Origin of the sequence: Microbacterium sp. LWO12-1.2, from assembly GCF_040675875.1 — a bacterium.
GTDB lineage: Bacteria > Actinomycetota > Actinomycetes > Actinomycetales > Microbacteriaceae > Microbacterium.
Map to the genome: position 1 here is coordinate 2,404,398 of NZ_JBEGII010000001.1, position 14,974 is coordinate 2,419,371.

Annotated in this window: 12 protein-coding genes and 1 pseudogene; 1 reads left to right on the forward strand and 12 read right to left on the reverse strand. The window is 70.3% G+C overall.

The window, feature by feature from the left end:
* Positions 1-31 precede the first annotated feature (31 nt).
* The 7 genes and pseudogenes from MRBLWO12_RS11615 to MRBLWO12_RS11645 all read right to left on the reverse strand — a co-directional run.
* The gene (locus MRBLWO12_RS11615) at positions 32-1,507 is read right to left on the reverse strand and encodes an amidohydrolase (RefSeq protein ID WP_363555608.1); all 1,476 of its coding nucleotides are present in this window, start codon (positions 1,505-1,507) and stop codon (positions 32-34) included.
* 10 nt (positions 1,508-1,517) lie between these two features.
* A complete protein-coding gene (locus tag MRBLWO12_RS11620; RefSeq protein ID WP_414685479.1) occupies positions 1,518-2,546 on the reverse strand; it encodes an ornithine cyclodeaminase in 1,029 nt (342 codons plus the stop codon).
* Positions 2,543-3,181 (reverse strand): FMN-binding negative transcriptional regulator, encoded by a 639-nt coding sequence (locus MRBLWO12_RS11625; protein WP_363555610.1) that lies wholly within the window; start codon positions 3,179-3,181, stop codon positions 2,543-2,545. Before MRBLWO12_RS11625 ends, MRBLWO12_RS11620 begins: the two co-directional genes overlap by 4 nt.
* Complete coding sequence (locus tag MRBLWO12_RS11630; protein ID WP_363555612.1) at positions 3,178-4,002, reverse strand: FAS1-like dehydratase domain-containing protein; 825 nt, start codon at positions 4,000-4,002, stop codon at positions 3,178-3,180. The genes MRBLWO12_RS11625 and MRBLWO12_RS11630 overlap by 4 nt, the downstream gene beginning before the upstream one ends.
* On the reverse strand, positions 3,999-5,228 hold the full coding sequence (locus tag MRBLWO12_RS11635; RefSeq protein WP_363555614.1) for a CaiB/BaiF CoA transferase family protein: 1,230 nt from the start codon (positions 5,226-5,228) through the stop codon (positions 3,999-4,001). The genes MRBLWO12_RS11630 and MRBLWO12_RS11635 overlap by 4 nt, the downstream gene beginning before the upstream one ends.
* Positions 5,225-6,205, reverse strand: coding sequence for a hydroxymethylglutaryl-CoA lyase (locus MRBLWO12_RS11640; RefSeq protein WP_363555616.1), 981 nt, complete (start codon positions 6,203-6,205; stop codon positions 5,225-5,227). Before MRBLWO12_RS11640 ends, MRBLWO12_RS11635 begins: the two co-directional genes overlap by 4 nt.
* A pseudogene (locus MRBLWO12_RS11645) lies at positions 6,202-7,488 on the reverse strand (hydroxymethylglutaryl-CoA reductase, degradative); the annotation flags it as partial. The gene MRBLWO12_RS11640 and the pseudogene MRBLWO12_RS11645, both read right to left, overlap by 4 nt.
* 200 nt (positions 7,489-7,688) lie before the next feature.
* On the opposite strand from MRBLWO12_RS11645, the gene MRBLWO12_RS11650 reads away from it, so the two are divergent.
* Positions 7,689-9,593: a GAF domain-containing protein gene (locus tag MRBLWO12_RS11650; protein WP_363555618.1), complete on the forward strand. Its 1,905-nt coding sequence runs from the start codon at positions 7,689-7,691 to the stop codon at positions 9,591-9,593.
* Positions 9,594-9,719: 126 nt separating this feature from the next.
* On the opposite strand, the gene MRBLWO12_RS11655 is transcribed toward MRBLWO12_RS11650, so the two are convergent.
* From MRBLWO12_RS11655 to MRBLWO12_RS11675, 5 genes are read right to left on the reverse strand one after another with little or no spacing between them, the layout of a single operon-like run.
* Positions 9,720-10,538, reverse strand: coding sequence for an ATP-binding cassette domain-containing protein (locus tag MRBLWO12_RS11655; protein ID WP_363555620.1), 819 nt, complete (start codon positions 10,536-10,538; stop codon positions 9,720-9,722).
* Positions 10,535-11,404, reverse strand: a complete 870-nt coding sequence (locus MRBLWO12_RS11660; RefSeq protein WP_363555622.1) for an ABC transporter ATP-binding protein — start codon at positions 11,402-11,404, stop codon at positions 10,535-10,537. Before MRBLWO12_RS11660 ends, MRBLWO12_RS11655 begins: the two co-directional genes overlap by 4 nt.
* A complete protein-coding gene (locus MRBLWO12_RS11665) occupies positions 11,401-12,972 on the reverse strand; it encodes an ABC transporter substrate-binding protein (RefSeq protein WP_363555624.1) in 1,572 nt (523 codons plus the stop codon). The genes MRBLWO12_RS11660 and MRBLWO12_RS11665 overlap by 4 nt, the downstream gene beginning before the upstream one ends.
* On the reverse strand, positions 12,969-13,937 hold the full coding sequence (locus tag MRBLWO12_RS11670) for an ABC transporter permease (RefSeq protein ID WP_363555626.1): 969 nt from the start codon (positions 13,935-13,937) through the stop codon (positions 12,969-12,971). The genes MRBLWO12_RS11665 and MRBLWO12_RS11670 overlap by 4 nt, the downstream gene beginning before the upstream one ends.
* Positions 13,934-14,884 (reverse strand): ABC transporter permease, encoded by a 951-nt coding sequence (locus tag MRBLWO12_RS11675; protein ID WP_363555628.1) that lies wholly within the window; start codon positions 14,882-14,884, stop codon positions 13,934-13,936. The genes MRBLWO12_RS11670 and MRBLWO12_RS11675 overlap by 4 nt, the downstream gene beginning before the upstream one ends.
* Positions 14,885-14,974: the final 90 nt, after the last annotated feature.

Genomic DNA, 14,974 nt, shown 5'->3' on the forward strand with positions numbered 1-14,974 from the left:
ACCCGTTCGTGTCGTGCCAAGAGTGCGCTCCTCAGATCCGGCGCCAGGTGAAGCGCCCGGCGAGCAGCGTCGCCGCCACCGGCATCCCGCGCAGCGCGTCGCGGTCGGCGGCATACGGGTCTCCGTCGCTGAGCACGAGGTCTGCCGGCTGCCCGACCGAGAGGCTGCTGCGCACGGATGCCGCCAGTGCGACGTCCAGCGGCAGGCGCTGCTCCGGATGCCAGGCATCGCGGTCTCCACGGCTGCGCGCCGTCGCCGCGCTCAGCGAGACCCAGGGGTCGAGCGGGGCGACCGGGGCGTCGGAGCCGAGTCGCAGGGCGGCACCGGCCCGGTGCAGAGAGCCGAACGCGAACGCCCGCGCGGTGCGACCCGCCCAGTGGTGATCGGCGACGTCGCGGTCGTCCATCGCGTGCTCGGGCTGCACGCTGGCGATCAGCCCGAGGGCGGCGAAGCGGGCGAAGTCGTCCTCACGCACGAGCTGCGCGTGCTCGATCACCCCGCGCATGTCGAGCGCCTCGAAGGTGTCGAGCACCTCGGAGTTCGCCCGGTCGCCGATCGCGTGCACTGCGGCTTCGACTCCCCCGGCGCGGGCGATGCCGAGCAGACGCCGCAGCTCCTCGACCGGAACGCTCTCCAGGCCGCACGCGTGCGGGTGGCCCGGATCCATGCCGGGGTACGGGTCCCAGCACCACGCGGTACGGGTGTTGAGCGAGCCGTCGACGACGACCTTCAGACGACCGAACTCGATCAGCCCGCGCTCGTCGACGATGTCGCCCGTGCGCAGGCCCTGCGCGATCGCCCCCTCCAGCCGGTCGGGCCACACCGCGATGTCGACGCGGAGGGCGTCGAGGCCCTGCGCGGTGCGCTCGGACCACTCGGCGACGTTGTCGGTGTTCTCGTACTCGACCACGCCGACCACGCCGCGGGCCGCCGCGGCATCCGCCGCCTCCCGGTACGCCGACAGCGACAGCCCCCTGGCCTCGTCGAAGGAGTGCAGCAGCGCGATCCACGGCCCCTCGCGCAGCAGGCCTGTGTCGTCGAGCTCGATGCCGAAGCGCGACTGGGCGGCACGGTTCATCCATCCGCAGTGCAGGTCGCCGCTGACGAGGACCACCGGCACGTCCGACACGGCGGCGTCGAGGGCGGCGACCGAGGCGGGCACAGGCCAGAGCCCGTCGCGGAAGCCGTAGCCCATCAGCACGCCGTCGACGAGAGGCCACTCCTCGGCGCGCGCCCGACGCACGACCTCGAGCACATCGGCTGCGCTGCGCGTCTCGGTGAGATCGACGCGACGACGGCGGATGACGTGCTGCGTGAAGTGCACGTGCGCGTCCCAGAACCCCGGGCCGATCCAGCGGCCGGCGCCGTCGACCGCCTCCCCCTCGGCAGGGGTCCTGCCCGCCGGGGCGATCGCGGCGATCAGTCCGTCACGCACGACCACGTCGACGGGCTCGGCACCGTCGTACGGCCGGACGTTCTGCAGGGTCAGGGCGGAGGCGTGGCTCATGGTGCTCCGTTCAGGCGGCGGGGACGGGGACCGTGGTGAACCCGAACAGGTCCTTGGGGTCCTCGGGGGCGGCGACCAGGTCGATCTCGCGGGAGAGGTCGGTGCCGGCGACGCTGTCGCGCAGGTGCCGCAGCGCCGAGTAGTCCTCGATCGCGAAGCCCACCGAGTCGAAGATCGTGACCTGCTCCGCGGAGGTGCGACCGGGCGCGGCACCGGTGAGCACCCGCCAGAACTCCGTGACCGGGAAATCGGGAGCGACGTTCTGGATCTCGCCCTCCACACGCGTCTGCGGCGTGTACTCGACGAACACCGGCCCGCGCTCGAGGATCCGCGGATCGAGCTCGGTCTTGCCGGGACAGTCGCCGCCGATCGTGTTGATGTGCATGCCGGGGGCGACGTCGGCATCCGTCAGCACCTGCGCGACCGCCTTGTCGGCGGTGCACGTGGTGACGATGTCGGCGCCGGCCGTCGCCTCGGACGCCGAAGCGCACACGACGACCTCGAAGCCGCGCGGCACGAGGTTGCGCACCAGCTTGGCGGAGGCCGCCTCATCGACGTCGAACACACGCAGTCGCCGGATGCCGAGCACCGCGCGGAACGCGAGCGCCTGGAACTCCGCCTGACTGCCCGCGCCGATCATCGCCATCGTGGACGAGTCCGGACGTGCGAGCGCACGGGCGACCATCGCCGACGTGGCGGCGGTGCGCAGCGCGGTGAGCACCGTCATCTCGGCCAGGAACACCGGGTAGCCGTTGTGCACGTCGGCGAGCACCCCGAACGCCGTGACGGTCTGGAAGCCGCGCGCCGGGTTGAACGGATGCCCGTTGACGTACTTGAACGCGTAGAGGTCGGGATCGCTGATCGGCATCAGCTCGATCACGCCGAACGGGGTGTGGTTGGCCACCCGCTCGCTCTTGTCGAACGACTCCCAGCGACGGAAGTCGGACTCGATCGTGTCGGCCATCTCGGCCATGATCCGTTCGGCACCGTGCGTCGCGATCCAGGTCACCATGTCGGCGACGCCCACGAAGGCGGTCATGCCCGGGTCTCCCGTCCGTGCACGCGCACCATGCGCGCCGCGAGCTGCGGATTCTCGTACGGACCCGGTTCCCCGAGTGCGGCGATCACGCGGTCGACCACTTCGGCCGGCTTGTCCTGACTCATCTTCTCTTTCGCTTCGAATCGGTCGACCCGGAGTCGGAACCCGACCGTGCCGTGCACGATCCGCTCCGCGTAGGCGGTGTTCTCCAGTGTCTGGTGCATCAGATAGGGCTCCGGCAGCGGGCTCTCGAAGTGCGCGACCAGACGGTCCAGCACCCGCAGGTTCTCGTCGTCGGACAGGATCTCGGGGGTGCCGTGCAGGTGCGCGACCGCGAAGTTCCAGGTCGGCACGGCGGGCGAGGTGTCGTACCAGCTGGGCGAGACGTACCCCTGCGGCCCGTAGACGATCACCATCACCTCGTGCGCACCGAGCTCGTGCAGCCGCTCATCCGGACGACCGACATGGCTCACGAGCACGATGCCCTCGGCATCCTCCTCGAGCAGGAGCGGGTAGTGCGAGGCGACCAGTCCCTTGCCGGGCACGAAGCTGACGATCGTGCCCCACGGGTTCTCGCGCACCAGGGCACGGATGCCCTCGACGTCGTCGAACACGTAGTCCGGGGTGTGCCTCATGAGTCTCTCCAGGTGATGTCGGCCGTGGCGAGCACGACGTCGGCGGCATCCAACGCGGTGACCACGGTGCGATCCCCGTCGTCGCGCCCCACGACGCGGACGGATCGATCGACCAGGGTCGGGGCGATCGCACGCACATCGAGTCGCGCCGCCTCGCGCTGCGGGTGATGTCTGCGCGCGGCGTCCATGAGCAGGATACGGGTGAGCGGGCCGTGAACGAGCAGATCGGGCAGACCCTCGACGTCGCGCGCCCAGGCGCGGTCGTAGTGGATGAGGTGCGTGTTGAAGGTCAGCGCGGAGAATCGGAACAGCTGTCGCGCATCGAGTGCGACCTCGTCGGACCAGTCTGCAGCGGCGACGGCATCCGCATCCGTGCGCGGCGACCGCACCGGGGCATCGGGGTCGGCTGCCTCCAGGAACACGTCGTGCCACACGCTGCGGATCGCCGGCTCCCCGTCGACCGCATACTCGCGCTCGACATCGACGAAGACCAGTCGTCCGCGCGAGCCGTGCTTCTCGACCACAGACCCGAGCCGCGTGGTCTGCACCACCTCGTCGCCGACGCGCAACGGGCGCAGGAACTCCGTGGTCTCGCCCGCGTACATCCGCCGCGGCAGATCGATCTCGGGAATGATGCCGTCGCGGGCGGGAGTTCCGTCCGGGCGCAGGTCCGCCAGCGGCACCGCGAACGGGAAGAGCACGCCCTCCCAGGCAGCGGGCAGCACGGCGCCGACCTCACGGACCTCCTCCTGCGCGGCGAAGGTGCCGCGGTAGCCCTCGACCACCGAGACGAGCACGGTCTCGGTGCGCACGACACTCACGGCAGCACGCCCGCGCCGCGCAGCTCGGCGATGCGCGCGGCGTCGTAGCCGGCGAGATCGGCGAGCACCTGATCCGCATGCTCGGCCAGGCGGTTCGCGGTGCGGCCGGGAGTGGCGGGCGTCGCCGAGAGCTTGATCGGCTGCCCGAACATGCGCAGCACGCCCAGATCGCCGTAGTCGGCCGTCACGATCATGTCGCGCTCTGCGGTGCCGGGATCGTCGACGACCTCGGCGATCGTCTTCACCGCTGTCAGCGGCACGACGTCGCCGGCGAGCTCCTCCAGCTCGGCCTTGGTGCGATCGGCCAGCCAGGCCGCCACGATGGGCTTGACCCTGCGCTCGTAGACCTCGGCGTCGAACCGCTTGCGCATGGTGTCGATCTCGGGGTCTTCCTTGTGCTCGGGAGTTCCGAACAGATCGCAGCTCGCGTTCCAGAGCTTGTCGGTGTACGCGCCGAAGAACACCTGGCCGTCCGCACAGTCGAACAGCTCGTACGGGCGCACCCAGGCGTGCTCGTTGCCGGCCGGTGCGGCGACCTTGCCCGTCACCGTGTAGTCCACGACGGCGGTCTCGGTCAGGGCCAGGATGCTGTCGACCTGCGCGACGTCGACCAGCTGCCCCTCGCCGGTCGCCTCCGCATGGCGCAGCGCGGCGAGCGTGCCGATCACCGCGAACAGGGTCGCGGAGACGTCGCCGATCGTCACGCCCACGCGCACCGGCGGCTGGTCGGGGTAGCCGTTCATCGACCACAACCCGCCGGCGGCCTGCGCGGTGTTGTCGAAGGCCGGTCGGCGCGTGCGGGAGCCGGAGTGGCCGTAGCCGGAGATCGCCGTGTAGACCAGGCGCGGGTTGATCTCGTGCAGCACGTCCCACCCCACGCCGAGCTTCGCCATGGTGCCGGGGCGGAAGTTCTCCACCAGCACGTCGGCCGAGCGCACCAGGTCCTTGAGCACCTCCACGCCCTCCGGGCTCGCGAGGTCGAGGCCCACGCCGAGCTTCCCGCGGTTGTACTGCGCGTAGTAGGCGCTGAACTCCTCGTCGCCGTGCGTCAGGTACGGCGGGAACCCCCGCGAGACGTCGGGATCGCGCGGGTTCTCGATCTTGATGACCGTCGCGCCCAGGTCGGCGAGCATCTGAGCGGCGTAGGGGCCGGCCAGCACGCGCGACAGGTCGAGCACCGTGACTCCGGTGAGCGCGCCCGGCGCGGGGAGCGTGGGATCGGTCATGGTGTCGGAGCCTCCTGTGCGGTGTCGGGGGTGTCGAGTCCGGCGGCGGCGAGCGCCCGCGCCACGTTCGACGGCGCACGGATACCGCGGACCCGCGAGAGCCACTCGGTCGTCGCCGCGAGGGCGCCGAGGTCGAGGCCGGTCTCGATGCCCAGGCCGTGCAGCATCCACACCAGGTCCTCCGTCGCGAGGTTACCGGTTGCGCCCTTGGCGTAGGGGCAGCGACCCAGGCCGCCGACCGAGGCGTCGAACTCGGCGATGCCCAGCAGCAGCGCGGCATGCACGTTCGCGAGCGACTGGCCGTAGGTGTCATGCAGGTGCAGCGCGATGCCGGAGAGCGGGATGCCGGCGGCGAGGGCCTCGGTCACGACGCGGGTCGTGAGTCCGGGGGTGGCGACGCCGATCGTGTCGCCCAGCGCGATGGTCCTGGCGCCGGCGTCGTGCAGCGCGGTCGCCGCGGAGGTCACCGCTGCCGTGTCGACCTGCCCCTCCCAGGGGTCGCCGAACGCCATCGACACGTAGCCGCGCACGGGGATGCCCTCGGCCGTGGCCGCGGCGATGACCTCGGTCGCCCGGTCGATCGCCCCGCTCCTGGTGGTGTTGAGGTTCGCCTTCGCGAACGACTCCGTGGCGCTGACCACGACCGCGACCTCGCGGATGCCCGCATCGATCGCGCGCTGGAGTCCGCGCAGGTTCGGCACCAGGGCGACGGCACGCGCTCCCTCCGGCACCTCGACCGCCGCCACGACCTCCGCGGCATCCGCGAGCTGCGGAATCCACGTCGGCGGCACGAAGCTCGTCACCTCGAGATCGCGCGACCCCGCGGCGTACAGCCGGCGGCAGAGCTCGGCCTTGACGCCGGCGGGGATGATGTCGGTCTCGGCCTGCAGTCCGTCGCGCGGTCCGACCTCGTACACGGTGACGCGTGCGGGAAGTCCGGGTTGCGGCTGCACGCGCGGCGACGGCTTCGGAGTCATGCGCCGGTCTTCTCTGCCCGCAGCTCGGCCAGCACCTCTCGTGCGTACTCGACGCGGATGCGCCGCTCGGCCACGATGCGCGCCGCGACCTCGCCGATCTCGTCGACCTCGGCGCCGGCGCTCGCGGCGATCGTGCGCGCGTGCAGGGTCATGTGTCCGCGCTGGATGCCCTCGGCGGCGAGCGCCCGGCATGCGGCGAGGTTCTGTGCGAGGCCGACGGCCGCGACGATGCTCGCGAGCTCGCGCGCGGTCTCGACGCCCAGAAGGCGCACCGCGGCCTGCGCGGTGGGGTGCGCTCTGGTCGCTCCTCCCACGAGGCCCACGGCGAGCGGAACCTCGAGGGTGCCGACGAGGTTGCCTGCGGCATCCTGCTCGAACTGCGACAGCGCCGAGTATCCCCCCAGGCGCGCGGCGTGCGAGTGGCATCCGGACTCCACGGCTCTGGTGTCGTTGCCGGTCGCGAGCACGACGGCTGTGATGCCGTTCATGATGCCCTTGTTGTGCGTGGCCGCGCGGTACGGGTCGGCCTCGGCGAAGGCGCTGGCCGCGACGATGTCGGACACCACCTGCGCGCCGCCCAGGAGCTCGGCGTCGAACACGGCGCGGGCACGGGTGAGCCGCAGCTCGGCCTTGTTGGTGAGGATGCGCAGCAGCGTGCGGGTGTCGGCGAGCTCGGCGATGCGAGGAGCGATGGCCTCGGCCATGGTGTTCACGGCGTTCGCGCCCATCGCGTCGCGCACATCGACGTGCAGGTGGACGATCACCTGGGCGCCGACCCGGGTGGGGAGCACGCGCACCGAGATGTCGAAGGCGCCGCCGCCGAGGGAGACGAGCACCGGATCCTGCTCGTTGGCGAGGGCGAGGAGCTCCTCGCGGGCTTCCAGCAGGGCGAAGCGGGTGCCGTGCGGGTCGACCGCGTCGAGCACCTGGATCTGGGCGATCATCACATCGCCGGTGTAGGAGGTGGTGAACCCGCCGTGCACCCGCGCCATCCGGGCCGCGTTGGACGCGGCGGCCACGACGCTGGGCTCCTCGGTGGCCATCGGGATCAGCCGGTCGACACCGTCGACCGTGAAGTTGGTGGCGACGCCGACCGGGATGCCGATGAGCCCGACGACGTTCTCGATCATGTGATCGGCCTGCGCCAGCGACAGGCCGGCGTGCGGCTGCAGCGCTTCCAGGGCCGTCGCGTCGAGTCCCGCTCCGCCGGCGACGAGGGTCAGGCGCTCGTCCGGGGTGTGGTCGCGCAGACCTGAGATTCGGCTGTTGATCGTCATCGGCGACCTTCCTTGATGGGCGGTCGCCGGATCCTCGGCGCCGCGGTTCTAGGACGACACTAGAAGCGGCGTCCGTCGCCGACGATGGGCGGATCACTCAGCGAACGGGTGCCGGTGTATGCGATTGACACACCTGCGTGATCTCCCCCATGCTCGACACTGAAGACCTACGCTCTCCCGCGCCCCCGAACGCCGAAGGAGCTCTCATGAGCCGCGCATCCGACGCGATCTCCACCCTGCTCGATGCCGCCCACGACAGCGATCTGGTCGGCCCCACCGCGGTCAGTGATGCGCTCGCCCAGCTGGGCGCCTCGGAGGGGGATGCGGCCGAGATCGCCGAGCTCGTGCACCGCTCGCAACGTGAGCTCTCGCGGCTGCGTCGCCGCGAGCACGAGCTCTCGGCCCTGTTCTCCAGCGCCCGTGAGCTCGCGGAGCTGCGCGACAGCGATGCCGTGCTCGCCCGGCTCGTGCAGCGGGCCCACACCATGATGGGTGTCGACCTGGCCTACCTGTCGGAGTTCGACCCCGACACCCGCGAGCTGCGGGTGCGCGAGACCAGCGGTTCCGTCAGCGCGTCGTTCCAGACGCTGCGCGTGCCGCCAGGACGGGGGCTGGCGAGCGTGGTGGTCGAGTCGCGGATGCCGCAGTGGGTGTCGGACTACTCGGAGTACGCGAGGGAGCGCCACGACTCGGGAATCGACGACGCCGTATCGGCCGAGGGTCTGGTGTCGCTGCTCGGGGTACCCATGGTGACCTCCGACGACGTGCTCGGCGTGCTGTTCGTGGCCAACAGGGAGGCGCGCAGCTTCACCCCCGACCAGGTCGCGCTGCTCACGGCCGTGGCCGACCACGCGTCGATCATCCTGCAGACCACCCAGACGCTGCGCGACCTGCAGGAGTCGGAGGACGAGAGCCGCACCACTCTGGCCAGCCTCACTGCGCACCTCGTGGAGCGCGACCGCGCCAACACCGTGCACCAGGAGCTGGTGCAGGCCGTGCTCGCCGGCGGCGGATTCGGTCCTGTGGCCGAGACTCTCGCCTCGGCGCTCGGCCGGGCGGTCGCGATCATCGACGCGCAGGAGCAGATCATCGCCGCGGCCGGGCTACCCCTTGCCCCCAGCATGCTGACGCTGCCGGAGCCCGTGCGCGAAGCGATCGCCGAGAGCCGTCGCTCCGGATACTGCGTCGCGGTGCCGGAAGGGGGCGTGCGCGCCGTCGCCGCCCTGTCAGCCGGCAGTCGGCACTTCGGCGCACTGCTGCTCGGCGACGGCGACTTCGAGCTCGGTGCCGTGGATCTGCGCACGATCGAGCGGGCCGCGCAGGTGGGCGCCCTGCTCGAGCTGCAGCAGGAGGCCGCATCGGGAGCCGACCTGCGCATCCGGAGCGAACTGGTCGCCGATCTGCTCGACGACGTACCGGAGCGCCGCGCCGATGTCGAGCGGCGTGCCCGCCGGCTGGGCGTCGATCTGCAGGTGCTCGACTCGCTGATCCTCGTCTCGGTGCCGGGCGACCAGCACACGGCCGCGCTGCGGGAGCTGAGCAGACAGCTCGACGACCGCTCTCTCGTGGGCGAGTACCGCGGGTTCGTCGTCGCCGCGTACAGCGCCGAGCGCACTGTCGTCGAGGTCGAGCGCCTGCGCGCGCACGTCGCCTCCGCGATCCAGCATCCGGTCTCCGTCGTCGTGCCCCGCCCGGCATCCGGCGCCCTGCCGGAGGCCTTCCAGACCGCGATGCGCACGGCCCGACTGATCGCGGCGCTCGAGCTCACCGACATCACCGCACAGGTCGACGACTTCCTCCCGTACTCGGCGATCCTCGACACGGATGTGCGGGCGCTGAGCGCGTTCCTGCGCGACACGATCGGTGCCGTCCGCCGCTACGACGAAGAACGCGGGGCCGATCTGCTCGGCACACTGCGCGCCTTCGTGCGCAACAACGCCAGCCCCACGCGTACGGCCCGCGCACTGAACTTCCACACCAACACGATCCTGCAGCGACTCGACAGGCTCGACCACGTACTCGGCGCATCCTGGCGCGATGACGAGCGGATGTTCCGTATCGGCATCGCCGTGCGGCTCGACGAGCTGCGCGACCGCCTGCAGGCCCGCTGAGGCGCGGCATCCGCTGTTTCGTCCGTGGGAAAACAGAGATGACCCTGCGTCGCTGCGGCGGGTCGGCCCGCGACGCGCCGCACTCACCGCGAATGGTCTCCGTTCCCACCCGGATGCGAGAACGCCCTACGTGCGGTACAGCACCGGCATCGACTCCAGCAGTGTGCGGGTGTACGGATGCTGCGGCGCGTTCATGACCTGCTCGCCGGTACCTTCCTCGACGACCTTGCCCTGGTGCATCACGGCCACGCGGTGCGCGATGTGGTGCACGACCGCGAGGTTGTGGGTGATGAACAGGTAGGTCACGCCTGTGCGCTCCTGCAGACGTACGAGCAGGTTCAGCACCTGCGCCTGCACCGAGACGTCGAGAGCGGATGTCGGCTCGTCGAGCACGATGAACTCGGGGTCTGCGGCCATGGCCCGCGCGATGGCGATGCGCTGGCGTTGACCGCCCGAGAACTCATGCGGGTAGCGGTTCACGGCATCCGCCGGGATGCCCACCTGCTCGAGGGACTCGTACACGCGCATCGTGCGGTCCTTCGGCGGCATGCCCGCCGCGACCAACGGTTCGGCGACCGAGCGGCCGATCGCGAAGCGCGGGTCCAGCGAATCGTTGGGGTCCTGGAACACCATCTGCACGCGCCGCCGGTGGCGCCGCAGCGCCGAGCCACGAAGTCCGGTGACGTCGCCGCCGTCGAACTCGATCGCGCCGGAGGTGGGCTTGCGCATGAGCAGGATGGCCCTGGCGAGCGTGCTCTTGCCGGAGCCGGACTCCCCCACCAGCCCCAGAGTCTCGCCGCGGCGGACGTGCAGGCTCACGTCGTCCAGCGCGACCATGGCGTTGTCGCCGTGGCCGAATCGCTGCGTGACGTTCTTCACGCGCAGCACGTCATCCGGTGCGGCACCGGCCTTCACCGATACGTCACTCACGATGCCCTCACTCACGATGCCTCCTCCAGGACGGCCGGGACCGTGTCGAAGTCGTTGTCTGCCGGGATGACCGCGAGCGCGGAACGAACGGGCACCGACGGACGAGGGATGCTCTCCAGCAGCGCCTTCGTGTACGGATGCTGCGGATCCTCCAGCACGCGCTGCGTCGTGCCGGACTCCACGATGCGCCCGCGGTACATGACAGCGATCCGCTCGCAGAGCTGACCGATGACCCCCAGATCGTGGCTGATGAACAGCACGCCCATCCCGGTCTCGTCGCGCAGGGTACGGATCAGATCGAGGATCTGCGCTTGCACCGTCACATCCAGGGCCGTGGTCGGTTCGTCGGCGACCAACAGCGTCGGGTCTGCGGCCACCGCGATCGCGATGACCACGCGCTGCCGCTGACCCCCGGAGAGCTGGTGCGGGTAGTAGCCCATGCGGCGCTCCGGCTCGGGCATGCGCACGAGCTTGAGGATGTCGAGCGCCTTGGCGCGCGCCGCCTTCTTGTCGGCGAGGCCGTGGATGAGGAGCACCTCCGCGATCTGCGCGCCGATCCGCATGCACGGGTTCAACGCGGACATCGGCTCCTGGAAGACCATGGAGGCGCGGACGCCTCGCACCCCCGCCCAGTCGCGTTCGGCGGCATCCTTCATATCGGACCCCGCGACGGTCATCGTCTGCGCGGTGACCGTCGCGGAGTCGGGCAGCAGCCCCATCATCGCCAGGGCGACGCTGGACTTGCCGCTGCCCGACTCCCCGATGACGCCGACGATCTCCCCCGCGCGGACGCGGAGCGACACCTCGGACACCGAGGGGGCAGCACCCCCGTATGCGATGGACAGGTCTTCGACCCGGAGAGCGTCGACGTCGGTGCTCATTCGGTCAACCAGGCCGAGTCGAGCAGGGAACGGGAGTAGAACGCGTCGCTCTCGTAGCCGTGCAGCTTGTTCGCATCCCAGACCTCGAAGTACACCGGTACGGCGGCGGGCACGATCTCCAGCACCTGCTCCGCGGTCTCCTCGGCCAGCTGGTCGATGAGCTCGTTGTACTCCTCGGGTGTGGCCGCGGCCATGGCCTGCGTCAGCAGCTCACGGGCCTTGTCGGCATCGGGGTTGCCGTCCCAGTGGTTGTACACGCCGCCCTCCAGCAGCACGGGCTGGAGGTAGAAGGCGGCAGATGCGCGAGGGCTTCCCGGGATCGCGACCAGGTCGGTCCAGGACTCACCGGTGGTGAAGATCGGCGCGATCTCCGACAGCGGCGTCGCCTTGAGGTTCAGCGTGATGCCTGCCTCGGCCAGCTGCTGCTGCATCATCTCGTAGACCGGGTGGTGCGACTGCGCCACGTCGCCCATGTAGCTGAGGGTGATCTCGGGGTTCGGCTGTCCGGCCTCTTCGAGGAGCTTCTTGGCCTCGTCGACATCGCGCGTGTAGTAGGGCAGGTCGGCGGCGTCGGGGGCACCCGGGTCGCCGGCCGGCGGCACGAACGAGATACCCGCGTTGCCGAGCATCGCGGTGTCGACCAGCGCCTGGCGGTCGAGGGCGAGCGAGAACGCGCGACGCACGTTCACGTCGGCGAGGGGTCCCGCCTCCGGGTTGATGTAGATCGCGAGGTTCTGGCGGAAAGGCGGGTCGCCGAGCGTGAATCCGGAGGACTCGGCCTGGTTCGCCAGGCTGCCGTCGATGAACGACGCTGCCTGCACGCTGCCCTGCTGCACGGCGGCGAGCAGGGTGCTCTCGTCGGGGTACAGCTCGAAGACGATCGAGTCGAGGTTGGGAGCCTCACCCCAGTAGTTGTCGTTCTTGTCGAGTGTGACACTGACGCCCTGCGACCACTCGGTGACCTGGAAGGCGCCGGTGCCGAAGGTCTGCGTCTGGCGCTCCTCCTCCGTGGCCTTGCCGTAGCCCTCTTCGCTCACGATGAAGAAGGTCTGGCGCGCGGAGACGGCGTCGAGGAACGTGCCGTCGGGCTGAGTGAAGTGGAACGTCACCTCGTGGTCGCCGGTGGCTTCCACGCTCTCCATGTTGGCGAGGTAGGTGGCGTTCGAGCCCCCGTCCTTGCGCGTCTCGAACGAGTAGACGACGTCGGAGGCGTCGAACGGGCTGCCGTCGGCGAAGGTCACGTCGTCGCGGAGCTGGAACACCCAGGTGAGCTCGTCGGGCTGATCCCACTCGGTCGCCAGCGCCGGGTTCACGGTGCCGTCGTTGTCACGTGTGAGCAGGGTGTCGTAGGCGATCGCGTCGATGATCTCGGCCGCGACTGCGGTAGCGACCATCGGGTCGATACCACCGGCGGAGGGTTCTGCGGGGACGCCCCAGGTCAACGTGCCGCCGGCGACGGGCTCGCCCTCCGCGCCGTTGCTCGGGGTCTCGCCTCCGGACGTACAACCGGTGAGCGCCAGGGCGCCGGCGACGATGACCGCCGCGCCGTAGAGGTATGGCTTCTTCATAGCTGACTCTCTTCTGTGTGGGTGGTGCCTCGGGTAGTGCTGTTCTCTCGGGTGGAGCTGTTCTTCGGCGCCCGGCCGGCACGTTTCCGGCCGAGCGAGAAGGCGGGTTCCCGCCGGGGGGCGAGCCAGTCCTGCAGTCCGTCGGCGAGCAGGTTCCACGCGGCGGAGAGCAGGATGATGACCAGTGACGGCAGGATGATCAGGAGCGGCTGCACCTGCATGAATCGCGTGAACTCGCTGATCATGCGACCGGCGGAGGGCTCCGGCGCCTGCACGCCCTGGCCGAGGTAGCTGAGTGCGGCCTCGATCAACACGATCTGCGAGGCGACGGACGCGAACTGCACGAACAGCGGCGTCAGCACGTTCGGCAGCAGGTGCTCCATCACGATGCGCGGACCGCGTACGCCGGACAGACGCGCGGCGAGCACGAAGTCGCGGTCGCGCATGGCGATCACCGGCGCCCGCATGACCCGGGCGAAGCCGGGGGCGAACACCAGACCGAGGGCCAGGATCAGCGGGCCCGCTCCGTTGCCGATCACGACGCCGACGACCAGGGCGACCAGGATGGCCGGCAGCGCGAGCAGTGCGTCGACGATGCGCATGATGACCGCATCCACCCAGCCGCCGACATACCCGGCGATGAGCCCCAGCGTGGTTCCCACGATCGCGCCGAGCAGCGCACCGGCACCGGAGATGATCAGGCTGGTGCGTGCGGCCAGCGCGAGACGGGTGAACGTGTCGCGACCGAGGTTGTCCGTGCCGAGCCAGTTCGTCGCCGAAGGCCCTGACATCGGCGGACCGGCGGTGCCCAGTGGATCGTACGGCGGCCACAGGCTCATCCATCCCGCCAGCAGCAGGATGCCGGCGAGGATGCCGGCTCCGGCCCAGAACGACGGGCCGAGGTGCGGGCGGCGACGACGGCGGCCGGCGGTCGAGGCCAGGGCGAGTTCGCGGGTGACAGTCATCGCGTGTGAACCCTCACTCGGGGGTCGATCAGGGGGTAGATCAGATCGACGATGAAGTTGATGGCGACGTAGACCGCTCCGATCAGCAGAACGGTCGCCTGGATGATGGGGTAGTCCGAACTGCGGATGCCGGTGAGCAGCAGTTGCCCCATTCCGGGGAGTGAGAACACCTGCTCGATCACGACGGTGCCGCCGACCAGGGCGGCCAGCTCGATGCCGACGACCGTGGTCACGGGGATCAGGGCGTTGCGCAGCGCGTGCCGCCCCACCAGGCGCGAGGGCGATGCGCCTTTCGCCCTCGCCGTGCGCACGAAGTCCTGACCGAGCGTGTCGAGCAGTGTGCCGCGCGTGTAGCGGGCGATGATCGCCGCCAGCACGATCCCGATCAGCAGGGCAGGAAGAATCAGCACCCCGAACGCACGCAGCGGGTTGCCCGCCGCGCCCGAGTAGCCCACCAGCGGCAGCTTCAGGGTGAGCGAGTTCACCAGGATCAGCACGGCGCCGAGCACGAACGGCGGCGTCGCGAGGAGCACGAACGAGGTACCGCGCACGATGTGGTCGCTCGGGCGACGCCAGCGGGTCGCGGCGAGGATGCCGGCAGGCAGACCGAGGATGACGCCGAACAGCGTCGCCATCAGGGCGAGCGTGAGGCTGAGCGGCAGGCGGGTCGCGATCATGTCGGAGACCTGGCCGGGGACGGTGATCGCTGCACCGAAGTCCCCGCGCAGCACCCCGCTCAGCCACACGAAGTACTGGGTGATGGCGGGTTGGTCGAGCCCGAGTTCCTGGCGCAGCGCGTCGAGCGCGGCCGGGTCCGGGTTGGCCGGGTCCGCGAAAGACGCGAGCGGATCGCCGGGGATGATGCGGACCATCGAGAAGACGAGGACCGACAGCACGAACAGCACGAACAGGGACGACAGCACCCGCGTGAGTATGTAGCGCGCCATTCAGCAGCCCGTCTTCGGTGACATAGTCGTCACGGTATCGAGACGGCAGCCCGGCGATAACGGTGCTTCGACCCAGCGAACCAGGTGCGT

Bases quoted from the DNA above. Each gene is read 5' to 3' on its own strand.
- MRBLWO12_RS11615 (WP_363555608.1), bottom strand. From the start codon at position 1,507: ATGAGCCACGCCTCCGCCCTGACCCTGCAGAACGTCCGGCCGTACGAC.
- MRBLWO12_RS11620 (WP_414685479.1), bottom strand. From the start codon at position 2,546: ATGACCGCCTTCGTGGGCGTCGCCGACATGGTGACCTGGATCGCGACG.
- MRBLWO12_RS11625 (WP_363555610.1), bottom strand. From the start codon at position 3,181: ATGAGGCACACCCCGGACTACGTGTTCGACGACGTCGAGGGCATCCGT.
- MRBLWO12_RS11635 (WP_363555614.1), bottom strand. From the start codon at position 5,228: ATGACCGATCCCACGCTCCCCGCGCCGGGCGCGCTCACCGGAGTCACG.
- MRBLWO12_RS11640 (WP_363555616.1), bottom strand. From the start codon at position 6,205: ATGACTCCGAAGCCGTCGCCGCGCGTGCAGCCGCAACCCGGACTTCCC.
- MRBLWO12_RS11650 (WP_363555618.1), top strand. From the start codon at position 7,689: ATGAGCCGCGCATCCGACGCGATCTCCACCCTGCTCGATGCCGCCCAC.
- MRBLWO12_RS11660 (WP_363555622.1), bottom strand. From the start codon at position 11,404: ATGAGCACCGACGTCGACGCTCTCCGGGTCGAAGACCTGTCCATCGCA.
- MRBLWO12_RS11665 (WP_363555624.1), bottom strand. From the start codon at position 12,972: ATGAAGAAGCCATACCTCTACGGCGCGGCGGTCATCGTCGCCGGCGCC.
- MRBLWO12_RS11670 (WP_363555626.1), bottom strand. From the start codon at position 13,937: ATGACTGTCACCCGCGAACTCGCCCTGGCCTCGACCGCCGGCCGCCGT.
- MRBLWO12_RS11675 (WP_363555628.1), bottom strand. From the start codon at position 14,884: ATGGCGCGCTACATACTCACGCGGGTGCTGTCGTCCCTGTTCGTGCTG.